This is a genomic window from Photobacterium sp. DNB22_13_2, assembly GCF_052873915.1.
In genome coordinates, this window is the sequence record NZ_JBNNXU010000006.1 from 163,304 (window position 1) to 189,660 (window position 26,357).

At 45.9% G+C, this 26,357-nt stretch carries 17 protein-coding genes; 6 read left to right on the forward strand and 11 right to left on the reverse strand.

Annotation, left to right across the window (positions count from 1 at the left end):
* The first annotated feature begins 10 nt into the window (after positions 1-10).
* The 6 genes from ACVA58_RS11400 to ACVA58_RS11425 all read left to right on the forward strand — a co-directional run bounded on the left by ACVA58_RS11400 (position 11) and on the right by ACVA58_RS11425 (position 6,751).
* A complete protein-coding gene (locus ACVA58_RS11400) occupies positions 11-850 on the forward strand; it encodes an alpha/beta hydrolase (protein ID WP_446510562.1) in 840 nt (279 codons plus the stop codon).
* Positions 851-900: 50 nt separating this feature from the next.
* On the forward strand, positions 901-2,307 hold the full coding sequence (locus ACVA58_RS11405) for a hypothetical protein (RefSeq protein ID WP_446510563.1): 1,407 nt from the start codon (positions 901-903) through the stop codon (positions 2,305-2,307).
* A 17-nt stretch (positions 2,308-2,324) separates the two neighbouring features.
* Positions 2,325-3,809: a sulfatase-like hydrolase/transferase gene (locus tag ACVA58_RS11410; RefSeq protein ID WP_446510564.1), complete on the forward strand. Its 1,485-nt coding sequence runs from the start codon at positions 2,325-2,327 to the stop codon at positions 3,807-3,809.
* 257 nt (positions 3,810-4,066) lie between these two features.
* Positions 4,067-5,527: a sulfatase family protein gene (locus tag ACVA58_RS11415; protein ID WP_446510565.1), complete on the forward strand. Its 1,461-nt coding sequence runs from the start codon at positions 4,067-4,069 to the stop codon at positions 5,525-5,527.
* Between the two features lie 157 nt (positions 5,528-5,684).
* Positions 5,685-5,807: a hypothetical protein gene (locus ACVA58_RS11420; protein ID WP_446510566.1), complete on the forward strand. Its 123-nt coding sequence runs from the start codon at positions 5,685-5,687 to the stop codon at positions 5,805-5,807.
* Positions 5,807-6,751 carry a hypothetical protein gene (locus ACVA58_RS11425; RefSeq protein WP_446510567.1) on the forward strand — a complete coding sequence of 315 codons (945 nt, stop codon included), beginning with the start codon at positions 5,807-5,809 and terminating at the stop codon, positions 6,749-6,751. Before ACVA58_RS11420 ends, ACVA58_RS11425 begins: the two co-directional genes overlap by 1 nt.
* A gap of 99 nt (positions 6,752-6,850) precedes the next feature.
* Here the strand turns inward: ACVA58_RS11425 and ACVA58_RS11430 are convergent, their stop codons facing one another.
* The 11 genes from ACVA58_RS11430 to ACVA58_RS11480 all read right to left on the reverse strand — a co-directional run bounded on the left by ACVA58_RS11430 (position 6,851) and on the right by ACVA58_RS11480 (position 26,355).
* Positions 6,851-9,487, reverse strand: a complete 2,637-nt coding sequence (locus ACVA58_RS11430) for an alpha-L-fucosidase (protein WP_446510568.1) — start codon at positions 9,485-9,487, stop codon at positions 6,851-6,853.
* A gap of 118 nt (positions 9,488-9,605) precedes the next feature.
* Positions 9,606-12,233, reverse strand: a complete 2,628-nt coding sequence (locus ACVA58_RS11435; RefSeq protein ID WP_446510569.1) for a glycoside hydrolase family 3 C-terminal domain-containing protein — start codon at positions 12,231-12,233, stop codon at positions 9,606-9,608.
* A gap of 185 nt (positions 12,234-12,418) precedes the next feature.
* Complete coding sequence (locus ACVA58_RS11440; protein ID WP_446510570.1) at positions 12,419-14,080, reverse strand: methyl-accepting chemotaxis protein; 1,662 nt, start codon at positions 14,078-14,080, stop codon at positions 12,419-12,421.
* 107 nt (positions 14,081-14,187) lie between these two features.
* Positions 14,188-15,786, reverse strand: a complete 1,599-nt coding sequence (locus ACVA58_RS11445; RefSeq protein WP_446510571.1) for a sulfatase family protein — start codon at positions 15,784-15,786, stop codon at positions 14,188-14,190.
* Positions 15,787-15,880: 94 nt separating this feature from the next.
* A complete protein-coding gene (locus ACVA58_RS11450) occupies positions 15,881-18,052 on the reverse strand; it encodes a glycoside hydrolase family 3 N-terminal domain-containing protein (RefSeq protein ID WP_446510572.1) in 2,172 nt (723 codons plus the stop codon).
* A gap of 90 nt (positions 18,053-18,142) precedes the next feature.
* A complete protein-coding gene (locus ACVA58_RS11455) occupies positions 18,143-18,622 on the reverse strand; it encodes a hypothetical protein (protein WP_446510573.1) in 480 nt (159 codons plus the stop codon).
* Complete coding sequence (locus ACVA58_RS11460; protein WP_446510574.1) at positions 18,622-19,443, reverse strand: carbohydrate ABC transporter permease; 822 nt, start codon at positions 19,441-19,443, stop codon at positions 18,622-18,624. Before ACVA58_RS11460 ends, ACVA58_RS11455 begins: the two co-directional genes overlap by 1 nt.
* Positions 19,444-19,445: 2 nt before the next feature.
* Positions 19,446-20,048 carry a carbohydrate ABC transporter permease gene (locus ACVA58_RS11465; protein ID WP_446510575.1) on the reverse strand — a complete coding sequence of 201 codons (603 nt, stop codon included), beginning with the start codon at positions 20,046-20,048 and terminating at the stop codon, positions 19,446-19,448.
* Positions 20,049-20,401: 353 nt separating this feature from the next.
* Positions 20,402-21,646, reverse strand: coding sequence for an extracellular solute-binding protein (locus ACVA58_RS11470; protein ID WP_446510576.1), 1,245 nt, complete (start codon positions 21,644-21,646; stop codon positions 20,402-20,404).
* A gap of 130 nt (positions 21,647-21,776) precedes the next feature.
* Positions 21,777-22,763: a LacI family DNA-binding transcriptional regulator gene (locus tag ACVA58_RS11475; protein WP_446510577.1), complete on the reverse strand. Its 987-nt coding sequence runs from the start codon at positions 22,761-22,763 to the stop codon at positions 21,777-21,779.
* 208 nt (positions 22,764-22,971) lie between these two features.
* The gene (locus ACVA58_RS11480; protein WP_446510578.1) at positions 22,972-26,355 is read right to left on the reverse strand and encodes a GH36-type glycosyl hydrolase domain-containing protein; all 3,384 of its coding nucleotides are present in this window, start codon (positions 26,353-26,355) and stop codon (positions 22,972-22,974) included.
* Positions 26,356-26,357: the final 2 nt, after the last annotated feature.

Genomic DNA, 26,357 nt, shown 5'->3' on the forward strand with positions numbered 1-26,357 from the left:
AGAGGCGACTATGCGCATTTCTCAGCTGACTGACATTACGGTTTTATTCTTTGCATTACTGTTCTCACAGCTCTTACATGCAAGTGAATACCCACCAACTATCAATGGGGCAACCCAAGTCACCTACAAACATGTCGATGGCATAGCGCTGAACAGCTGGTTGTTCACCATAGAGAGTGAAAGCCCTGCACCTGCACTAGTGTTTTACTTTGGCGGTGGCTGGGCAGGTGGTAATCCCGCCCAATTTGCGCCCTATGCCCGTGAACTGCAAAACGCGGGTATAGCTTCGATGCTAGTTGATTACCGCGTCCGTAATCGACATAACACTGGCGTTGCCGAAGCGATTTCCGATGCCAAAAGCGCAATGAACTGGCTGTACAACAACGCTGAACGCTATCACATCGATAAAAATAAAATTGGTGTCGCTGGAGCATCTGCTGGCGGGCAACTTGCCGCTGCGACCGTGCTACTGCCCGACTATGGTGACATGAGTTTTGACCCAGCGATATTGGTGTTGTTCAACCCTGTCACCATCATGGCACCAGAGCCGAACCTATATCAACCAACCCACTGGACCGAGGAATGGACAAGAAGCCCACTGATTACACTTTCACCATTCCACCACCTTTCAAGCTCTCTACCACCTACCGTGATTTACCACGGAACAGAAGATAAAACGGTTCCAATTTCTACCGCAGAAGCATTTTGCCACAAAGCCACATCACACCAGCAAGAATGCCGAATTGTGCCTTATCAAGGCAAAGGTCATGGATTTTTCAATGGCCGCAAGTACCAAGAAAAGATCATCGGCGATCTACTGCCATTTCTTGACCAACAAGGTTGGTTATAGCCGAAGAATACAGTTCAACTATCAATCAAATAATAATTAAGGTACGTAAAGTGAAACCTCGTTTAATAACATTAGCAACCATACTGACACTCGGCATGATAGCCTCGCAAGCAACAGCCCAAGAAAGACAATGGCTTGCAGGCGAACACCACGCCCATACCCACTGGAGTGTGAAATGGGATAAATCCACCTCGCCATGGTCACCAATAAAAGGCGGAGACAGCCTCCATAGCTATCTCGACAATGCACAAGCCGCCAAGAAGTACGGCCTTAGTTGGTTAGTGAATACTGATCACGGCGGCCCAGAACATTCCAAGTTACTTAATAAGCAGGCTTACCCAGAGTTACTGCAAGCCCGTGAATCCGTGCCTGATGTTCACCAGTTTTTCGGTATCGAACTGGATGTCCCAGCTGGTGAACACGCTACCGTTATGATGCCGATCAATAGCGATGAACGCGATGTGCTGGTCAAATTCCAACGGGATTACTCTATCCGTGAATACCGAAAAGAAACCCGTAACCGTAACAACGTCGAGCACATGCAAGAGGGTATCACTTACCTCGCAAGCCAAACTGAAAAACCTATCATTATTAAAAACCACCCTAGTCGCCAGGCAACCGGTCTCAACCAATGGGCAAGGGTGACACCTGAGAAACTGATGACCTGGCACCAGACTGATCCCGACGTTTTTATCGGTATGGTCGGAACGCCGGGGCATCAAGCAGCTAGAGGCAACCGAGGTAGTTACTACAAGTTTGGCACCTTCAGGGGAGCTGACCAAATGACAGCCGTTGTCGGCGGAGTATGGGATCATATCCTCGGCAACGGCATGCGCTTTTGGATCACCTCTTCGGCTGATTCTCATCAACACACCAGCGTAGGAGGCCGTGACTTCTGGCCAGGTGAATACAACAAAACCTATGTTTACGCCCGCAACGAGCCTACTGACATTATGGATGGACTCCGCCACGGCCGTAGCTTCATTGTCTTCGGTGATCTGATCAGCGGGCTTAGTGCCGACTTAAGCGCAGGCGCTACAAATAACGAAGCAAACAACAGCGTTTCTCTCGGTGAAACCCTTTTATTAGACAGCACGGAAGACAAGCTATCCCTGAAGCTGGAGATCAACCTCAGAGAGGGAAAAAATGCTAATGGTGATATTCCAGTACTAAACCGCATCGATGTGATTACAGGCGCCGTTGATACAGCCATCGCCAACCAACCCAACACAAATAACACGACTCAGGTTATCCAGCGCATTAATCAGTCACAGTGGCAAGTGAAAAACAACACTATTGCTTTGACCATTGATATCCCGCGGGAACATCAGAACGGTTATCTACGACTACGTGGGACCAACACCAATATATTGGAGCCGACAAAACAGCAAGGCAATCAATACCCTTGGCAAGATTTGTGGTTCTACTCCAACCCAATTTTCTGGCAACAACAATAATTAAGAGAGTACCCTTCATGCAAATCTTTACCAAAGCGGCACTAAGCCTCGCCTTACTGCCGGGCCTATCTATCGCCAGTCAACCTGCCGCTGGTCAGTCACCCGCTGAACATTTACAAACCGCGCAGACCGATACTAACTTCATCGTGGTATTGGTCGATGACCTCGGCTATGACGAATCCGGCTTCATGGGCGCCGATGATATGTTCACGCCCAATCTAGATAAAATTGCCGCCGGCGGCACCCACTTTACCCAAGGCTATGTCACCTCATCGGTGTGTGGCCCATCTCGCGCAGGCTTGATCTCAGGCCGCTATCAAGACCGACTCGGCATTTGGGGCAACTTTTCTCGCAATGCCAAGATAGGCTTCCCAACAGACCACCCCATGATGCAAGACCACTTCAAAGCCGCAGGTTACACCACGGGAGCTATAGGTAAGTGGCATTATGGTCACTTTGAGGAAGAGCACAAACCGTGGAATCGCGACTTGGATTATTTCTATGGTTTCCTCGGCGGCGGTCACGACTATTTCAATGCCAATACCCACTATAACGGCAAGAACAACCGCTCACCGATTTATCGCAACGGCGAAATGGTTGAATACCCCAATGGCACCTACTTAACCGATGAATTCAGTCGCGAAGCCGTCGAATTTATTGAGCGTAACCATGACAAACCCTTCTTTTTGCACCTAGCCTACAATGCTGTTCATGCACCATATCAAGCGCCTGAGCACTACCTTAAGCGCGTGGATGAGCTATTAGATGGGGAGTTTGCCACCTGGCACCGCCGTGTTATCGCCGCCATGCTGCTGGCCATGGATGATGGCCTAGGCAATATCATGGCAACGCTGGAAGATAAAGGGATCGCCGATAACACCGCCATCGTTTTCTTATCTGATAACGGTTACCAGACCATCGTTCGCCGGAAAGAACCGGTGAACCTTGCGGGTAACCCAGCCGATCTCAGAGGCTTTAAAGGCGACACCTTTGAAGGCGGCATTCGTGTGCCATTCGTGATTAATTGGCCGGGCGTTGTTCCTGCCGGAAAGCAGTATACCAAGCCGGTTATTTCGCTAGATATTTTGCCGACGCTGACGCGAAGTATTCCTTTGGTTGAAAACACACCAGAGCTAGATGGTGTTGACTTAGTACCTTACCTAAACGGTGAAAAAGAAGGCAGACCGCATGAAACCATGTTCTTCCGTTTCTTCCACGATATCGCCTACCGCAAAGGTGACTGGGTACTAACATGGAACGACCAGCACAAAGTCGCAGGTGAAAAACGCGCTAACCGCGAGCTGGTTAAAAAAGATGTCAAAGCCATGCTGTTCAACCTTAATGATGATGTTGCCCAGCGCCGTGATCTAAGAAATGAAGAGCCTGATAAATTCCAAGAGTTGCTCAACGAATACCTAGTGTTACTCGAAGAGTTCCCTGAGCCAGAATACCCTGCTCTATTTAATACTCCTTACACGGTTGAGTTTACTGACGATCTGTAAACTAACGCCACGTAAAAACAATAAAAGATCCTGAAATATCAGGATCTTTTCCTTCTCATATTTGAACATCAGAAAACGCCCCCAGGGCCATCTACCCACTTAAGATTAACGTTTCTAATATTTGAAATGAAAGTCGCATTTTAAAAGAATCAAATCACCCAACCATCACAATTTTACAGCCAAATTCTTGTCTTATAGCCGAAAATATATAAATTGAAACGTTTCTATAATTACGTTCACTCTACATGGTTTGATAAATGAGACTCATCAAGAATCCGTTCAACAAAGCCGCGCTTGCACTGTGCACGATTTTAGCAGCCTCACAGAATGGTATTGCGCTCGCAGAGCAGCCAACCAATGTTGCGCCTGAACAGCCAAATATCGTCATGATTTTCGCAGACGACTTACATTATGGCGCACTCGGCGCAACAGGCTCACACAATACCAAAGCCAAAACACCACACATCGACTCAATTTATGAGAACGGTGTTGGCTTTAATCACGCTTACGCCACTCATTCGACATGTGCGCCAAGTCGCGCTGGATTAATGACGGGACGCTATCAAGCCAGATTCGATTTTGAAATACTGCCAGGGCCGACAAAAAATCGAATTAAGAATGACTTTGGCGTCAATGTTAACGAAGTCATGATGTCCAACGTACTACAAGATGCAGGATACGAGACTTACGCGATTGGTAAGTGGCACTTGGGGACCAAAGACAAATACCAGCCTAACGCACGCGGTTTTGATCACTGGTTTGGTTATCGTGGTGCTTCTGGCTATTTTCAGTACCGAAGTGAGCTCAGAGCGATAAAAAATGGCAAAAAGCCAACCATTGTTAAGGGCGAAAAGCCAGCACTGGATATAGTAAGAAATGGCGAATCCGTCGAGGTGCGCGGCTATTTAACCGAAGCATTTACTCAGGAAGCAGAAAAACTAATTCTACGCGATAAAGACAAACCCTTCTTTCTCTATTTCGCCCCATACAACGTGCACGCCCCAGACATTGTACCGCAACACTATGTCCCTGAAGGTGGCAGCCAACATGATGGCGTGATTGTCGCCTTGGATCAGGCGGTAGGTTCGATCATTGATGCACTCGAAGAGGCCGACGTCATTGATAACACGATTATTGTCTTTTCAAACGACAACGGTGGTAAGAAGCAATACAGCACCGTATTTAGAGGCAGTAAAGCTACCTATTACGAAGGGGGGGTTCGGGTACCAATGGCGATGCAATGGGGTAACAAATTACCAGCCAATACCCGGTATGAAGGTATAGTCTCAACGTTAGATATGCTACCGACCTTCACCGCAGCTGCAGGCGCTACCTTACCCGATGGCGAACCGCTAGATGGCATTAACTTGTTGCCACTCATCACCGAAGGTGAAATATCTGAAGTTGTACGTGACAACCACTACTGGCGAAATCAGGCGCACCGAGCCGTTCGTCACGAAGACTGGAAGCTAGTATGGCGTATTGATCGCGCTAAATGGCGAGAGCGTCAACAAGAACTAGATATTAAGCATTTCAAAGGACGTAAAACAACCTACGCCGAGCGGGATGACAGCTTATTTGAAGCGCCTGAACTGTATAACTTAGCCCTGGACCCCAAAGAGCAGCATGATTTATCAGTAGAGCGACCGGAGAAACTGCAAGAGATGATCATGCGCTATCGTGATTGGGAAGAGCAAATACCGAAATGGCGTAAGTAAACGCACAAAAACATTGCCTAAAGCAAATCGGCGATGCTTTGAGGGAAGTGCTGGTTAACTGTGATTAATCGCCGCTTCCCTTCAACGTAAAAAAACAACTCATTTGACCAAATGATATAACCATCAAATGTTAAAATAGGTGCGCCAAGAGGTAACAATGAAAACGCCTCCTAACACCCACTTGGGACCAGTGACCCAAGCCATCCGAGAATCCGATCGTTACATCATGGGCTGGTATGGCCGTGGTATGTTGTTCAATACCAAAATCGAGGAAAAATAATGAAAATCTGCTGGTTACTATGTGGCTGTTTATCTTTAGTGAGCGTTGGCGTTTCAGCGGCTAGCTTCCCTGAGGCACGGTTAACAAACGATGTGGTTGAAATGGCGATCTACCTACCAGATGCCGAAGCAGGTTCTTATCGCTCCGTTCGCTTTGATTGGTCAGGCTTAATTCACTCGCTTAAATTTGAAGGTGTGGAATACTTCGGTCGCTGGCGACCTGAGCTAGTACATGATCCGGAACTGCACTTCAGCGTGAAAGGACCGGCTCAGATATTCGATAATCTAGGCTATGGTGAATCCGATACTTTTATTCGTATCGGTATCGGTGTTCTGGAAAAGCCAGAAGACGAGAAACGGTTTAACTTTACCAACCCCTACCAGATTCTTGACCATGGTGAATGGCAAGTTAACGCTTTAGAAGACAGTGTCGAGTTCATTCACACGCTACGAACAGATAATGGTTACAGCTATCGTTATCAGAAAACCATTAGTTTGAATGAGCAAGGGTTCACCATGTCACATCTACTGGAAAACACGGGTGAGAAACCGATTGAAACCAACGTCTTTAATCACCACTTTTTTGTCATTGATGACCAGGATGTTGATGAGCAATATCAGGTATTTTTTCCTTTTACGCCGGAAAAATACAAGAGTGAGTCACGTGTAAAACTACAAAATGATAGCCTCAATATACTTGACGCTATCCGCGATGATAAGCGACTGTACGTTCCACTGACGGGGTTTACCAATACCCCTGATGATCACCAGTTTCGCGTCCATCACCGTGAACTGAACAGAGGCATTGATGTTCAGGTAGACCAGCCATTAAACAAATTAGTCATTTGGGCGAATGATCGTTCACTGTCTCCGGAAAACTTCATTGAAGTCAATGTACCTGTCGGGCAAAGCTTCAATTGGACCGCAGAGTACCAAGTTTATTGATCACCCATCCTTAGACAATAAAAATGCGCTACTGAAAGTCACAGTAGCGCATTTTTATTATCTCATTCAGCGGCACCCAGCATTAGCAAAGTCTGGTTATTAATTCATAATCAACTGACTCACAGAGAAAGTGCCTCGCTTGTTTGAGCTAAACTCAAAGCGCCACTGCCTTGCTGTTTGGTTAACGGCAAACCCTTGATTCGCTTTTTGGGCTGGCAATGTAGTCAGTTTTTGCCACTCACCATTTTCATCGCGGTAAGTCACAATCAGCTCAATAGAATTGAAGAACGCTGTTTGCCCTAAACGCTCCTCTATAACCGGTTTAATATGCTTGATGTGCTGAGGTTGTCCATAATCAACTTCAAACCACATATCATTTGGGTTACGGGGCGACGGTAACCAACGAGTTTGATTGCTACCATCTAACACTTTGTCAGCAAAATGTGCCTCTGGATTCTGTCCTTTGTCTACATAATTATTATGACTACGCGCGATAGGAAATTCAGTGGCCAATGGCTCTTCACTGGTCGCATAGAACCCCGCCTCAAACAGCTCAATACCATAAAAATCAAAGGTTCCATTGGCTGTTGTTTCTAAACGTACTTCCGTAGCCCCTGATTCAGTCAAATCAATTTGTCCAATGTGCAAGTTTAATGGTTCTGGGAATTCACCCGTTGCTTGCAACGTAAATGGGTACGCTTTATCGCCAACGTAAAGGATCACTTGCTGATCCTGTTCACTACGATAGGTCGAGACGACATCAAAAGTCCCCGTTTGTCGAGTAATGGTTGTTTCCCACGACAACGCTTCTTTTTGCCCATTCAAGAACCGGCGAGCGCCACGGTAAACAACCGCTTCCCCGTTATAATCAGCATTCAATGCATGCATGCCAATATTGCCATCAGGTCCTTGCAATGCGTTCCCCAGAGGCAGAATAGTCAACTCCCCCATGTTAACCCGTGTAAAGCCTTCAGTAGCGGGGGCTAAGGTCAGGGTTTGCTCACCCGCTTGAGTGACCACGATTTCCCCAACAATGGTTGGCTTAGGATATTTACGACGCATATTCTCATCCCCCGAGGCAGGAATGATCAGGTTTGCAGTATCATCGCCCAATGACAATTTCATACGAGATTCATCCATGTTGCCATGAAACATCTGCACCGCATAGCGCCCAGGTTCAGCAAAATCCACCTTCCAACTCGCCGAGCTTTCAGCCCCTGACCAGTCTGTTAAGCTATTGAACCAGCTATTGTAATGAACACTCGTGGTATCGGCATCTAGGGAGCGAAGCACCATACCATCAACTGTCATCACACCCGTGAATTCTTCAATTTCCAGTTCGCCCTCGACGTCCAGAACAACAGTAGAGCTATATTGATCTGGCGCCTGATCTGGCACAACAATCGTCACCCCTTTATCAGTATGATTGATCTTGAGGGGCGTTTTTTCATTGTCCGCCAAGAGGTAGGCTGAGAGTTTCTCATTGGCGATACCGAGCACCTGTAGCCCACCATTTTTAGGCCAATCATAAACATGAAGGTATAGCGTTACACCATCATCATGTATACGTTGCGTTGTAGCTCCACGGAAAGCCTGTTGGAATAAAAACGGGGTCGCTGTTGTGCCATGAATAGACTCGCCGTTAACATCCATCCATTGACTAATATCCCGCAAACGTTCGATTGATGCTTGCGGGAAACTGCCATCAGGTTTTGGACCAATGTTCAGCAAGTAGTTACCACCTTTACTCACTACACCAGTCAAGTTATGGATCAATTCAGCAGTACTCTTCCAGTCCTGATCTGAGCGACGATAACCCCAAGTATTATTCATCGTCATACAACTTTCCCAGTAAGAATCAAGCTGGGGAACCGGTGGGATAGATTGCTCATGAGTGTCAAAATCACCAAACTCAAGCGAATTCTTCCTGCTAGCCAGTCGACGGTTAGAAACGATCTGTGGTTGATTACCCCAAAGGATGTCTGCCATTGTCTGAACCTGACTATCCGTTATGTTTTTAGGCATATCCCACCAAAACATATCCAGCTTGCCATAATTCGTCGTTAATTCCTCAAGCTGTGGGAAAGCAACGTCATTCATATATTTATTGAATTGTTCCGACCATTTTGAACGTTCTAGGGAAGGATATGGGGAGTAAGAACGATCCCAATGCGCACCACCTTCATCACCATGGTTTCCCCAATCTAAAGATTGTGAATAATACAGACCAAAGCGTAATCCCGCGTCATCAGCGGCATTTTTCAGCGGCGTTATAGTATCTTTGCCCCAGGCTGAATCTTTGACTCCCCAATCACTGGTTTCGGTGTCAAACATGGCAAACCCATCATGATGTTTGGCAGTCAATACCATATAAGTCATACCGGCATCCTTTGCCAATTTCACCCATTCAACCGGGTCATAGGCAACGGGATTAAACTTTTTCGCTAAATCGACATATTCTTGCGCCGGAATACGGGCGTTGTTCCAAATCCATTCCGCATAACGTGGCGTATCGACTCCCTTGTACTCCCCTTCAAACATCGAGTACACCCCCCAATGAATGAACATGCCAAATTTGGCCTCACGGAACCAAGCCATACGCTCATCACGAGTTGCATTGAGATCTTGCTCTGCGGCAATTAATGGGGCATCGCTTGCATGTAATAGCGCTGGCTGAGCTAACTGGATAGCAAGGCACCCAGCTAAAAAAGACAGGCGAATTGGTAATGACTGCATCAATAGTACCTACATTTGTAATTCAAAAGAGCTTTCTGAAAGGAGCAATATTCGCCGCTTTTTGAAAACGGCGAATATTGCTGGAACTATTTCATCGAACTAAAACAGAAAACATTAACTACTCAACCGTTATTGTGTTGGTCAGTACAATATTGTCCGACGCATTACCAATCCGAATTTCGTATTTGTCACCTAACATCCAGTCTTTGGTTTTTTCGTCCCAGTAAGCCAAGTCAGCGGTATCGAAGGTTAAGGTAATATCACGCCTTTCACCCGGCTCCAATGAGACGCGATCAAACGCCTTCAAACGTTGAATCGGTTTTTCGCTGCGCTCAAACATATCGGTCATGTAGACTTGAATGACTTCATCGCCTGCCACTTTACCGGTATTTTCTAGCGTTACTGTGACATTGATTTGGCCATCTTTAGCGATATTTCTGTCGAACTTCAGATCTGACATAGCGAACTGGGTGTAGCTCAAGCCATGGCCGAAGGCCCATAGAGGCTCTTTATCGAAATACAGGTAAGTACGGCCTTTGGTGATATCGTAGTCGCCAAAGGCCGGTAAATCACTCCACGACTTCACAAATGTCAGAGGTAACTTACCGCCTGGATTGTTGTCACCAAACAAGGTATTGGCAATAGCGACACCGCCCTGCTCCCCCGGATACCAACTTTGCAGAATCGCCGGAATATTCTCTTTCAGCCAAGGGCTTTCAATTGAAGACCCTGATTGCAGTACTACGGCTGTTTTTGGGTTGACCTTAACAATGCTTCTGAGCAAATCAATTTGCTCAGAAGGCAGGCCTTCTGAAGTGCGGTCAATCGACTCTCGTTCATATTCAGTCGATAAGCCCATAACGGCGATAACAACATCGGCTTTCTTAGCCGCTTCAAGCTCTGCGCCTTCATAGGCAGTGCCTTCTGATGGCAGTTCCCAGCCAAATTTGACTGAGCGTGCAGAGCTGCCACGTTTTTCCATAGCTAGTACCGTAAACGTGTACGTTTTCTGAGAGTCCAATTCAAGCTCTACAGTTGTTCGAAGTGGCTCGCTGTTATTACCGTGGTCTCTAAATATAGTAGAGCCATCAATATCAAACACCATTTCATGGCCTTGGGATTCAACGCCTAACGTATACAGACCACTTTGAGGAGGTACAATTGTCGTTGTATATTTGACGGCAAAATTCTCGTTATTTAAGTCTTTGTGCGGCGGTTTGTTACCAAAGTCGAAATCAATATTCCCAACCGTGTTATTGGCGACAGGTTTACCACTGCCATTTCGGTTGGTGTAATAATCAGCGGTCCAAACACCTAGCCCTTGATTATCAAGTAATGTAATACTTTCTAGTGGGATTGGGTTAAGTTCACCTTGATTTTGGGTCCATGGTACGTACGTGACGTCAACATCATCACCAAGATAATCTCGAATGCCTTGTAATGGCGTGATAGGGTCTTTAGCTGTGCCAGAGTAGGTACCGAAGTTCAAAACGTTAGCGTTAGGGCCAATGATTGCGACTGATTTTGTTGTAGATTTATCGATAGGTAATACCGGCTGGCTATTCACTGGCTCATTTTGCAGTAAGACCATACTCTTCTCTGCGAGCTCAAGTGCAAGCGGCTTAAATGTGGTCATTTTTTCAAACGGGATGTCTTTCCATGGTGACAGTTCTTCTGGATCAAACATACCCAAGCGTAAACCGACACGCATGGTATTTCTAAATGCTCGGTCCAGTTGCTCTGAAGTGGTTTTACCTTGTTCGATTGCCGTAAGCGCTTCCTTGCGGAAAATACGGGTGTTATCAAAATCTAACGTTTCAGCATTCAGAACGGCGGCAGCCGCATCAACATAGTTATCATAGATGTCGTGACCGTGGAAGCTGCGTTCGCCCCATCCTTTTGTGGTCATCAGTATTGAGCCATAGTCACCAAGCACGAAACCATCAAACCCCCATTCTCCACGTAATACATCTCGAACCAACCAAGTATTGGTAACCGCAGGTTCATTATTAAGCTTGTTATATGCGGTCATCACAATTTGCGCATTCGCATCTTGGACCACTTGTTTGTAGGCTGGGAAATAGTATTCGCGTAACTGTTTTTCTGAAATATTGGCATTACCGTTAAAGCGGTTGTGCTCTTCGTTGTTAGCAACGAAATGTTTCGCACCTGCTGCAGTCTTGAGGTATTTAGGGTGATCACCTTGAAGGCCTTTGACATAGGCACTGGCCATTACGCCGTTGAGAAATGGATCCTCCCCGTAGGCTTCTTGGGTACGACCCCAACGTGGATCACGAGCAATATTAATGACTGGCGACCAAAACGTCAGTGGGCCTCGCTTGCCATCTTTTATTACTGGACCATTGTGATATTGCGCTCGAGCTTCATCGGATACAGCATCTCCCATTCGCTGCAATGCATCTGGCTGCCACGTTGCGGCCAAGCCTATAGACTGGGGAAATACAGTTGCTGCATTTTGCCGTGGAGATGCAAGACCGTGCAGGGCCTCACCTGGCATAAATGACTTCAAACCATACCTTGGAACACCTTGATTCCATAAGGTGATCATATGGCCTTTTTCTTCATCAGTAAGGCGTTCACTGATGTCATCCAAGCGCTCTTCAATAGGCAAGGTATGATCAAAAAAGGCAATATTCCCTCGAGTATTATTCTCCTGATTTTCAGCACTTACGCCCATGGCAACAGCAGATAAACTGATGCCAATGGCTATCTTTTTCAAATTCATTCTCGCCTCAATATAAACGTTTCGACCAAAAGTTAGACTAACAAAGCGGAGGTAATAAAACTAACTGGTTAATGGCCCAAATGTCATTTTTGAGAGCTATGTTTACCCTAAATAAACATAAAAAAACCTCTCTATCATTATCGCTAGAGAGGCTGATAAATACATAAGCTAACAACACCGCGCTTCTACACAGTGAAGCGTTTCACTTCTGATGATAGAGATTGCGCAAGTTCAGCAATTGACTGTGATGCTTGCTGACTCGACTTAGAGTCACCGACGGTTTTATCCGCCAGTGCATTAATTTCAAACACGTTGGTATTAACATCCCCAGTCACCACCGCTTGCTGCTCAGCTGCAGATGCTATCTGAATATTCTTTTCCGCAATGCTGGCAACCGTTTCGGTGATCGCCTGCAGCGCCTCACCGGCCTGCTTGGTTTTTACTGTACTTTCTCGTGCATATTTATCGCCAGAATCCATCCGCTCGATGGCATGCTGGCAACCGGTTTGCAAACGAGCAATCGTATCTTGAATGTCTTGTGTTGCATCTTTGGTACGCTGCGCCAACGATCGAACCTCATCAGCCACAACCGCAAATCCACGACCATAGCTTCCCGCCCTCGCCGCCTCTATTGCTGCGTTTAGCGCCAGTAAATTGGTTTGATCGGATATATCACGTATCGTGTCAGATACACTACCGATGTCTTGGGAGTGCTTACCTAGCTCATTAATGGAGACTTTTGCCTGTTCAATTTCTTCTGCTAAATCAATAGACTGTGCAATTGCCTGATTAACAACACCCACACCACTCTGGGCAAGTTGATCAGATTTTTGCGAGGCTTCTGCCGCCGCTACAGCACTCGCCGCGACATCACTCACTGTCGCTGTCAACTCTTCGGTAGCCGTTGCGATTTGCTGAATTTGCGCCTGCTGTGAAGCCGCGTTCGAGGCCGTTTGCTCACTCAGTTGAGTATTTTGCTGTGAGGCCTGTGTTAGTTGGTTGGCTGAATCCCCAATCAAAGAGACGGTCTGCTGAAACCTTGCTGCAATATTATTGACTGCATCACCAATAACCGTAAATTCATCTTGGCCTTGTACCTGCGCCCGACAAATCAGATTTCCGTCCGCAATGCTGTTTGCTGTTGACTGCAGTCCCTTAAGCGCAAACACAATGCGTCGGATAGTCACAAAAGCAATGCCGATCAGTAACAATGTGCTGATAGCCAAAGCTGTACTCATGCTAAATACAAAACGCTGACCGTTACTAACGGCTTCAGCGTAGGCATCTCTTGCCCCAGTCGCACTCAAATCACTCATCGTACTGAGTAGCGTCTTAAGCTGTTCAATCGTGGGATTCACTTCATTGAGCAGCAAAATATTGGCTTGCTGGTACTCACCTTGATCCAGTAAATCAACAATCACCTCAAACCCAGAGAAAAAGAGCTCATCAGTGAGTGAGTTTGCTTGAGTCGCAGCTTGTTCAAGACTGGCCCCCATGTTGAATGTCATCAAATCAAAGTACAGTGCCTGCAAGTCATCATAGCTTTCGAAGATCAAGTCAGTATGAATCGATAACGAATGATCATGGTAACTACCGCTGAATGCATTGGGATCATGCTGTATGGCCAGTAAAGAGTGAACTCTGGCTTGTTCAACTCGCTGCTGAATATCACTGATTGTTATTACCTTTGCCAAATCATCCTCAACCAATATCGATGTCTGGTTCGATAAATGACTTAAGCCACTTAATCCTTCATATCCCACATATGCAATCGAGCAGAAGGCAATCGCAATAGTGACAATCAACCGGTTGGTAATTTTTCTCGTCCATGTGAATAGTGATGACATAGTTATTTTTATTCTCTTTATGTAGGGTGTTGTTATCTAGGGCTTAGTGCCTAAGCCCTGAGTCATTGGTTTACGTAAAGTAGAAACTGATAAATTCCGGCTTAGGTTTATTGGCAAGTTACCTGGAAACTATCGGGAAACAGCTCTTCTAGAGTTGGCGCTGGTTTATATTCAAGCGGCAAATTGACCCACTCAGCCCGTGGTGGTACGTCATATTTCACCTCTAGATTGCTGATCTCGGCTTTTAGCCGTGAGATCTCAAACTGATACCGGGGATCATTGATCGCATTATTCATTTCAGTCGGATCTTCTTCGATATCATAAAATTCCCACTCATCGATATCGTAATAGAAGTGCATCAACTTATAGCGACTATCACGGGTGCCGTAATGCCTTGTCACATCGTGCATCGCTGGGTATTCATAGAAATGATAGTACAGCGACTGACGCCAATCAGCGGGAGATTCACCATCGAGCAGCGCCACCATCGACTCACCTTGAATATCCTCAGGCACATCAACACCTGCGTATTCAAGGAATGTCGGCGCGTAGTCGATGTTCTGCACCAAGTGCTCTACCACCGTTCCTGGTTTGATGCGATTCGGGTATTGGATCAGTAGTGGCGCGCGAAACGACTCTTCATACATAAACCGCTTATCGAACCAACCATGCTCACCCATATAGAAGCCCTGATCGGAGGTATAAACAACAATGGTGTTATCCGCGAGACCATTAGCTTCAAGATAATCAAGCACTTCACCCACTGACTCATCGACCGACTTGATGGTAGCAAGGTAATCCTGGAGGTAACGCTGATACTTCCAGATAGCGATTTCCTTTTCAGTCATGCTGACCTCATTGGCGTTAAACCAATCATTACGCTCCTGGTAGGCCTCATCCCATGCCTGACGTTGCTCCGGGGTTAAACGGGCTAATAAAAATGGCCAAATGTCCTCACGCCACTCGGTCTCCCCAACTCCCTTGGTCATTTTCAAATCATGACCTTCTTGGGCATCGCGGTAGATGGTCATGGTTTGCATCGCAGCTGCCGCCCGACCTTCATAGGTATCGAAGTAGTTATCAGGTACCGGGAATACCGTATTTTCAAACGCCCGCATATGCTGTGGGGCTGGCATCCAATTGCGGTGCGGTGCTTTGTGGTGCAATAGCAAAGCGAAAGGCTTGTCACTTTGCTGTTGCTCTTCTAACCAGCGCAGCGACTTTTGGGTAATCAACTCTGTCGTATAACCATGCTCACGCTTAACCCCTTGGGCTGTAATGAAGTCCGGGTTGTAATACTCGCCCTGATCGTTGAGTACCTCCCAGTGGTCAAAATCGATACCTTCCGGTGTTAAGTTGATATGCCATTTGCCAATGCAAGCAGTGGTATAACCATGTCCTTTGAGCATCCTTGGCCACGTTGGCTGGTGGCCATCAAACAATTGACCGTTATGGTTGAAACCGTTTTTATGACCAAACTTCCCTGTCAGCATGGCCGCCCGAGAGGGGCCACATAAAGAGTTCGTCACGAAAGATTGGTCAAACCGAGCACCGTTTTGGGCTATACGGTCGATGTTGGGAGTCGGCGCTAAATGGGCAATATCACTGTTATACGCACTCAATGCCCGAATGGCATGGTCGTCGGACATGATATAGATAATATTCGGGCGAGAGTGTGAGGACTCGGTTACTGAGCTAGTTTTCATAATCGTAGGCTCTCAAATGCACCCTGCGATGAAACATAGCAGGGCGCTGCTGGTGTTCAGAATGAAAAATGAAATAAGGTGTCCTAAGGACTCATTAGCTCACTTCAATACAGCCACTCAAGGTTGCATTGCAATCGCTGCCGATATACACCTCGACCTTTGATGGCTCAAGCAAGAAAGTTTTATTGATGCCGTAAAAACGAAGCTTTTCTGCCGGCAGTGATAACGTGACATCTCTTGACTCGCCCGGCTCCAATGTTACCCGGCTAAAGTCTTTCAGTTCACGGACAGGCCGTGTTGTCGATGCCACCAGCTGGCGGATATAACACTGCACTACCTCCGTTGCAGTATGGCCCCCACAGTTACTAAGGGTAACGGTGGCTTGTACTGTCTCTCCGGCCGTCATCTCTGTTTTGCTCAAACGCAGGTTGGAGTATTTGAACTCACCGTAGGTCAAGCCAAAACCAAATGGGTAAAGCGGGGTATCTTTCTGATCTTTGTATGGCTGATAGTCAAGGAAGTCACGCATTTTACCGAGCGGCTTACGAGCATAGTACATTGGGATCTGGCCCGTGCTACGTGGCACCGACATCGGTAGGCGACCTGATGGTGATACATCACCGAACAATAGTCCTGCTACGGCGTGACCGGCCTCAGTACCAGACTGCCATGCATACAGGAGTGCATCGGCATGCTGCTCTGTTGCCGCTGACGGCACAGGGCGGCCAGTACATTGCACCACAACCAGTGGTTTGCCAACCTCACCAATCGCGTGGATTAACTCTTCCTGGCCAGCTGGTAATGTTAGCTCGGCAATATTGCGCGCTTCACCGGTACGGCGGTGGCTCTCGCCGGTGCATAGGATCACGATGTCGGCACGGTGGGCACATTCCACCATTTCATCGGTAAATGCTGCCTCTTCGGTCAGCAGTTCAATGGTGCAATCCAGCTTTGAGGTCCATGCTTTAATACCTTCATAAATGCTGGTCACATCCTCGGTCTTACCATCTAAACACCAGGAGCCTAGGTGCTGGCGCTTAGAATGGGCATGTGGGCCAATCACCGCGATGGTCATCGGTTTGGCATCAATCGGCAGCAAGTCATGGTTGTTCTTCAACAGCACCATGCTTTGCTCTGCGACCGTTTGCGCCTCTGCCAGATGTTCAGGGTGACGCATCACACTCTTATGTTTGAATTCATCGACATAAGGGCGTTCAAACAGCCCTGCTTTAAACTTGGTTCGCAACACCCGACGAACAGACTCATCGACAAGTACAATATCAATCGCTTCTTTGTCTAGCAGATTTTGAAGGTGATCTTCATAGGCCTCATTGGTCATCGCCATATCAACACCGGCTTTAAGCGCTTGCTCTGCTGCGCCCTCAGCGCCTTTGGCCACACCGAAATAGGCCAGATCTGAGATAGAGCCCCAGTCGCTGATCACCATACCATCGAATTGCTGCTGCGATTTCAGCCAACCATTAATCAACGACTCACTACCTGAAACTGGCGTACCACCCAAGTCGTTAAAACCTGACATCACCGTTTCAACCCCAGCATCAACTGCAGCAGCAAAAGGGGGAAGATAGACATTGTGCAATGTGTTGTCAGAGATTTCAGTGGTGTCATAGTCACGACCGCCTTCTGAAGCGCCGTAGCCAACGAAATGCTTGGCACAGGCGACCAAGGAATCTTCATCAGCTGGTGAATCACCTTGGAAGCCCTTCACAACAGCTTTAGCAAACTGGCTGGTCAAGTATGGGTCTTCACCGCTACTTTCAATAACTCGGCCCCAGCGAGGATCGCGAACGATATCGAGCATAGGGGCAAACGTCCAGTGAATCCCTAATGACGCGGCTTCCTTAGCAATACAACGGTAGGCTTTTTGGATCTGAGCCGGATTCCATGATGCAGCCTGTGCCAATGGGATTGGCAACACGGTTTGCTGGCCATAAATCACATCACGGGCAATGATTAACGGAATACCCAGTCTGCTACCGTCAACGGCAGCACGTTGGATTTCATTTAATTGGCTTGGACTAACCGTTTCACCGGGAGCATTACCCGCCCAAGCGGTATCAGCAAGAATGCGTGAACCCCAGCGGCCTTGACTAATATGCTCCAGATACGCTTTACGATGAATATTGTATTCCAGCATAGGAGACTGACATAGCTGGCCTATTTTTTCTGCCACCGTCATGCGTGACAATAAGTCCTCAACTCTTTCTTCAACAGGCAAGGTACTGTTCTTATATGGCAGATCCATACAATACTCCGAAATCTATTAGTGCTAATTCATCTCAGCAAAGATGATTAAAAAAAGCCGCCCGAACTGGGCGGCAAAAAGATAAAATGATTACTTAAAATCAAAGTCAGGGAATGCTTGGGTTAAAAACTCATCCATCTCTGCAGCAAGCTCTTCATTACCCACGAGCCTAGCGCGTTGTAATTGCATGTAGGCCACTTCCGGCACGTATTTGCTGTCTAGCTGAACATAGATGTCAATAAATGCTTGGAGATCCTCATCTGCAATTTGTGGGATCAAACGTGCAGGGGCAATCAAGGCCTCTTCATAGAATGAAGGGCGAATACCAAAGAGAGCATGCTCCCAAGCCTCGATAACTTGCTGATAACCGCCAAGGTATTCCTCGTCAATGCGAAGCTCTAGCTTATTCATCCCTTTCAAGGCGATAACATAATTTTCAGCCGCTTCCTGCTCAACTGCGTAATCGAAATAGCTTTTCGATAGGAAATAAGCTTTACCCCAAGCCGCCCAATATGCAATTAAGACAACGGAAAGAAGCAGTGCGATTTTTTTCAACTGTGCAACGGTCATTACTTCACCCCCACCCCTGTGAACGCCTTAATGAAGTTCTTCTGCATAAAGAAGAAAACAAAGACGACGGGAACTGCAATCATTGTGGTCATTGCCCATACCTGCTCTAAATTACCCGCCGGAATATCTTGCTGGAACTTAAACAGGGCGAGCTGCAGTGTCAGCATCGAGTCATCACGAATATAAAGCAGTGGCCCCATGAAATCGTTCCACGCTCCCATGAAAGTCAGGATACCGACTGTAGCCATCGCTGGTCGCATCATTGGCAGCACAACCTTGAAGAAAATGCGCATCTCGCTGGCGCCATCAATACGTGCAGCCTCGAGGTAAGCTTCATCGACTTGGGTCATAAACTGGTAAAGCAGGAAGATATTGTAAGCACTGATCGCACCCGGAATAATCAATACTCGATAGGTGTTCACCCATCCCCAGTCGTACATCATCATATAAACGGGAATAGTGAACAAAATCGCTGGCACCATCATGGATGACAAAATCAAACGCAACCAAACTTGGCGACCTGGCATTTTAGTCTTGGCAATCGCAAAGGCCACCATTGCCGACAACAGGCAGTTCAGCACCATGACCGATACAGAAATGAAAATGGTGTTAAAGAAAATGCGCCATAGGTTCACACTATCAAATACTTCAATGTAGCCCTTGGCTGACCATGAGGTTGGCAAGGCATTTGGTGAGTGCATGATCTCAGAGCCCGATTTGAACGAGTTAATGATCATAAAGAAAAACGGGTAAAGTACGATGAGGCTAGCAGCCAACAACCCAATATAAATGAGCACCTTACCTTTATTGGAATTATTCATGGTTAGTCCTTACCCTTGGTCAATTTCAACTGAAGCATGGTCAACACGAATATAACAATCGCAAGTAAAAGACCAATGGTTGATGCCTCACCCATCTTCATTTGTTCGAAACCGGTCTGGTACAAGTGAAGCACTGGCGTTAACGCTGAATTATGAGGGCCACCTTGTAGATCGAAGTTCATGAAGACTTCAGTAAACATCTGCAAACCGTTAATCACGTTGATTGTCATTACAAATACAATCTGCGGCTTGATCAGTGGCAGGATAATCTTGGTGATTTTTCGCCACCAGCCAGCACCATCAATATCTGCCGCTTCAAGCAATGAGCGGTTAATACTGGCAATACCACCGAGGAAAATAATCATTTGGACACCGAACCACTTCCAGGCACTGAATACCGCAATAACTGGCATCGGTAACCATTTTTCAAACTTCCAGAAAATAGGGGCACTCAACACGTTCCAATCCATCATTAATGACTGAATTGGACCAGAAGGACCGGCAATAAAATCAAAAATAATCATTGCTACCGTGATGGAGGTCACAACTGGAATAAATAGAACTGTTCGGAACAAGCTCGACAAAAATGTAATTTCATTCAACATTAGCGCTGCACCCATTGCACAGATAAAGCTTAATGTGACGAAAATTATTTGGTTAAACAGAACATTAAAAAGAGATTTCCAGAATTTATAATCTGTTGCTGATTCGATCCAATTACCTAGGCCAACAAACCGGGTATTTTCTGGGTTTAGAATATTTATATCTAAAAAACTATTTTGTAATGACAAGAAGAATGGGTATAGCATAAATATTATGAAATATGCTACCCACGGCAACATAAACAGGTATGGCACCCAGTGACGTCTTATGTTCATGGTTTTATTCCATCTAAAATTAAAATCTATTGATGGCTGCAGTCATGCACTGCAGCCGGAGTTCGCAATTGAAGTGAACGTTATCGGCGCATTATTTTTTTAACATCTTCTGTTGCTGCGATAACAGCCTCTTCTGGTGTTAGCCTGTTCATAACAACCGATTGCGAATAGTAATTAAGTAAAATGCTGGACACTTCTGATACTGAGGCATTAGATTCGTTCATCACAACATGTTGCAGCTGATCAACAAACGGCTTGATATCCGGAGTTTGGAAGTATGGGTGTTCCTGTAGTGACGTTAGTGTTGGCAAGTTCTGCAACGCCATGTTCGCTTCAAGGTTAAAGTCATCTTCCATCAGCAATTCAATTAGCTGCCAGCTCCGCTCTTCTACTTGACGGGTATTTTTGAATACCATTAAGGCACGACCGTCCAGATTCGAATAGTGCGTATCACCCTTTTTCCTGACAGGAATAGGTGCAATGCCTACATCTTCTCCGATAACCATTGGTTTGCCTGCAGCATCTTGAAGGTTAGCTCGCCATGCGATTCCGTATTGCGGCCAAATACCAATAGTGCGAGAGAAAAAGTTCTGTTCCATTGCCAGCGGAGCAAATTGCTGAAGCTTCTTCATGGTCTCAAGGAATGGCACCATGCCCGCTTCTTCTTTATCAAACACTGGATGTGTACCGTACTGGTTTAGCAGTTGGTACTCACCATCATTAAAGTTGTAATACATAGGCGATAGCATGTTCCAGTACCATCCACCGCTTGCTAGCGCATCATTCCAAAGCGCAACACCATGTACTCGGCTACCATTTGAGCGCGCAGGCAAGTTATTAATCTTCTCTGCGGCATTCAATAACTCATCCCACGTTTCTGGTGGTAGTTCAGGGTCTAGTCCTGCTTCACGGAACAACTCTTTGTTATAAATCATCATCTGGGTTGTTGCGTGCCATGGAATATAATACTGTCGACCGAAGTGCTTCTCCATGAATTGCGGCTCGATACGATCTGTCATCTCATCGAACCCGTCAAAATCATCAAGATACATCAAGCGGCCTAATTTGGCATATCTTGGTACCATGTAACCAAAGATCCCTGCATACACATTAGGATAGTCACCCGCAGCCATACGTGTTTCTAGGTTGCCGTCGTTGGTTAATATGAGTTCGACATCAGGATAACGCTTTTCATATTCAGGTTTAATGACTTCGTTGACAAATGCCATCTGGTCACCCGATGACACCATAAACTCTATTCTTTCTTTGGCACAAACAGAACTTGCCATGGCAACTAAGAGAACTGTAAGCCACTTGTATTTCATTTCGCTATCCTTATAAGGCTAGATATTATTGCCCAAAATCACAAAACATGGCTGTTGCCATGAATTTTCATGGCAACTAATTATTTAGATATGTTTTTTTGACCCGAAAGAAAGAATAAACAAATAAAAACTACACGGTTTCTCGCTCAACAATTTGAGTTGGTAGAATTGTTACTTGTTCTATTTCTTTTTCACTGTTCATCGCACTAAATAGTACTTCAACAGCTTTAACACCCATTTCGTACTTATGGTGAGTAACAGTACTCAATGCAGGTATTGTTCTTTCAGATTCTCTGATATTGTCAAAACCAATAAGCTTTAGCTGCTCCGGAATTTTAATACCACTTTCATTTGCAGCCCTAATAATACCCAGAGCCATTTCATCATTTGCGGAAAAAATTGCTTTAGGTGCCTCACCCTGGTCAATAATTTCCTTCATTTTCAAGTATGCATCTTCTTCAGTAAAATCTGATCTGATAATCAGATTGTTATCAAATTTGACATTATAGAAGCCGAGTGCGGCAATGTAGCCTTCCAAGCGTTTCTGATTATCGTAAGAATCATCAGGGCCACAAAAGTAATGGACTTGCTGGCAACCGCTCGAAATCAATTGTTTAGTTGCGCCAAATGCCCCACCAAAGTTATCAATCAAGATATTGTAAATATTCTCGGCTTTAACTTCACGGTCCAGAGCAACGATCGGCAAGTCTTTTGAAGCGACAGATTTAAGGAAATCATCATCAAAAGCATTGCTCAAGATGATGGCACCATCAATCATATGATCCTTAAGATAACGGTGTGCTGTCGATTCTGCGCCACCAAACAAACTACAGGCAATTAAGTCGTAACCCATTTCGTGTACTTTGCGCTCTATACCCTGAACAAGTTCACTATAGATTGGACCGAACCAAGAGTTGAAGAAGATGCCAATGGCACCCACATTCTTTTGTCTAAGGCGTTTAGCATTGCTGTTTGCAGAGTAGTTCAGCTTTTTTGCTACTTCTAACACATGATTGCGAGTTTTCTCGCTGATACGATCACTGTTGTTAATCGCATAAGACACTGTCGAAATAGATACTTTCGCTTCTCTAGCGACATCTTTGATTGTAGGCCTCATTAGTTAAACTTATTCCTCTCACTTAAACCGAAAATAGTTGCAACCTTGCGTACTAAAATAATTTTGTATTTGTAGCTAGTTAACTTGAAGTATAACGGATCATGTAAAACGTTTCTACAAATCGGAAGAGAGTAACATTGACGAACAACACATAATACAACAGATGATTAGGTTGACACCCCGGAACCCGGGGTGTCAGGCCTGATGACTACAGCCAGATAGTCAGTTCATTTTGCGTATCTTGCAGCATTGAAGCCACTGCTTGCTTCTCGATTAGCGCACCACCAGTACGGTAAGCATTCGGCATTAGCGAAATAGCCAACTCCCCACCGTTCAACTCAACGCGTTTCGGCGTGTAAGAGCCCTGCTCTGGGTTAATAACCAAACGACATGGCTTGCCATACAGCGTGAAGTCCAGCGTCACTTTGCCCATTTGCTTGGCAATGACTGGATCGAGTACCAAAGACTCATTTTCAAAGCGGATACCCAGCACATTACTGATCACCTGGTTGATATAGATACCAGGGCCACTTGAGTAAATACGCCACCCGCCTTTCACCGTCACTTCGCCTTTTTTCAGTTTGTCGAAATCACGGTACGCTTCGTAGCGATCATTGAACTTACCGTCGGAGCTTGAGAAATATGCGTTAGATTGGCGCACCTCTGCATTTGGCACCGCTTTTTGAATTCCCACAGGAACAATCTTGTAAAGGTTCTGTGCGACTTCATCGGCCTTACCCATCTTACACAAGGCTTCAATGAAGCGAATATGGGCGTGACAGTACTGTAGACCAACCTCTCGGCCAAGGTTTGCAGCAAGCTCAGCACGCTTGAAGTAGCTCTGCTTACCACCTTGGTATTTCGCCATTTTCTCCATCAGGCGTACACCATCAGGGTGAACAAGGTTCTCCTCAATGATAGCCATGTGCTTGTCAGCCATCGCTTTGTCGAATGTTTCCGAGATGATCGAACGTGATGCAGGTAGTAAACGGTACTTGATACCCGTTTTTTTATCTGACGGGTGCAGTAGGTACTCAACCTGATCAACATCTTTGTTAGGCAGGTGGATAAAGCCAGCAATCACCCCGTCCTTGATCAACAGGTTGTTGTAGTCTTCTTCCATTTCAATTGCCAGTTTATTGATCTTATGAACAAAAACTGCGAAATCAGGATTGCCTTCTAGGGCTGTACCCATGGTTTTCAGTGCTTGCAGCGTAAGTGGGATAGTCCATCCGCTCACCATGTTTTCACGAAGTGCTTGGTTGGCAGGCTGCAAGGTATCATCCCAGTCACCGTCACCGTAACATGACAGAGAGGTACCAGGAATTAGGTTGTCGATAATGTGCTTAACCTGACGCTCTACATGGGCAAACAGCGTGTATTGTTCGGTAGTATACGCAAAGCCGTCTTCAATGCTGGTGTAAGGCACTTCAATGTTCAGAACATCCAGATCGCCTGTTGCAGTGATGTAGTCAGCAATCGCCTTCAGAGGCCAAACAACGATATCACCGTGGCAGTCTTCTTGCTGGATATTTGAGTACTTGTCGAACATGAACCACTGCGGCCACGTACCTGTTTCGATGTGTTGGTGGCTATAAATCGTTTTCAGCAAGTCAACCACACGATCGTAACGCTGCATCGACATGAAGAACTCAAACGGCCCCTGAGATACGTCACGGGTACCCCACGCAGCACCAGAGTACTGCTCAAGACCATGCGGCGTGCTGTAATGCACCAATGCATTGTGGGTAAACCACTGCATAGTGTCATTCAACTTCTGCGCGTTGTAGTTATCGTTCTCGAAATCAATATGGAAGTTATTGATCAATGCATGCTGTGAAACTTGGTATTTTTCAATTTCAGCAGCAAAATCCAATGCAACCGGCGCGGTCAATTCTTCTGCAGTCAGTGCGCCAACTACCGTCAAACTTGCCTTGTCCTTAACCTTACCTTGGAAAAGCACATAACGGACGCTGTCTGACGCTTTCACCAATGACACTTCAGCCAATGAAGCATCTGGGCGAATGGCGTATTTCAGCTCAGGATGGACCGAGTTCATCAGCTCGAAATTACCAGTCACTGTCATGTATTCATCTTGGTGCTCAACGACAACTTTCGCGTCGTTTTCATTGTTACCCATTACCATCTGGTTAGTGACAATGACTTCAAGCGCATCAGACAAGTTAACCGTTTCGATGTCCAATTGGATTGAAGAAGATTCCTGAGCACTAAAACTAGTTACTACGATGTAGCCTTGCTGATATTTATATACCCAGCGCGAAAAGTTCAGACCCGTTTCGTAAGCAGAAGGCATAGACAGGATACGGAAATCCTCACCTTCTTTAATCCAAATGCGCTGACCGCTGTATTTGAACAAATTCAGAGATGTGCGGTCGACACCCAATAGTTTGTTGAATGACGTATTACCGATCACTACATGGGAGTTGAACACACCATACATGCCATGGGTTGAGCTCATTACCCCATTCTGGAAGTCCTGACAGTTACCAGAAGACACCATATGTCCAGTTGAACGCTCAAGTACACGCTCTTTCGCAGGCAATGTAACGTAGCGGCTTTCACCTTTTTGTTTGCCATAAAAGAATGACAGCAATTTACCATCTTGCTCTTCAGCAAAGCGACGCTCTTCACCGAAGAAAGTGTGGATTTCGTCGTCTGTTAGTTCATCACCAACAAGTACATTGTATCCATTTAGGAAAAATGAAGGCAGTGTTTGTTCAGACGCTTCCACCATTTCAGGCGATAGATAAGCGGCCTTAACAGTGTCAATCTTAGCCGCTTCAGAAACATTCGAACCCGGTAAGTTGTTGTCAAATGCGATGTAGAAAACAGACTCTGCGCGCTGTGCTGGAGCCAGAGTGATGTCCGCAGTTTGAAGGGCGACATACCCCATTTCAAACTGTAGTTTTTCATTCGCGAGTGTCGGCTCTGAAAGCACTACTGGCGTTGGTTCAAAACGGTAGTCTTTACCGAAGAACTGGTAGCCATCCGTTGAGTAGCCGACAATAGTATCAGTCAACGAACCAATCTGTGAGCATGGATTACCCGTACTTTGCGGTAGGTTTTGACGTGAACATACCACATAACCTTCTTCCTCAAGGTTAAAGACCTGGTGGTCTAGGTATTGGCTGACGTAACATTCATTGCTCTTTACGCCACCTTCGTCTGCCAGGGCTAGATCTTGACCAAAGACAAGGTCATACTTCAGCTCATCGTCATGCAGGTTCTCTACCTGAGTGGTAAAGAATACTTTTTCAGATTTAGCATCTAGGCTAATCATCACAACAGCACGGAATGTCTCGGTTGTCGTTTCCCAACCAACTAAACCTGCTTCAGTACGAAAGGTTCGCATATTATGGTTAAGGTGCATAAGAGGCATAAATGAAATACCTGCATCGCTCTTAACCCGGATATAGACATTTGATAATGCACCTTCAAATTCACTAGGCTCAAAAAGGTTTACCATTACATTGCCAGATGTAATATTCTTCAGAACATTATGCTCAGTAAATTCTAGGTTAAGTAAACCATTTGAAACCAAGTGGTTTGAATCAGAAATTGTATGGATCATGA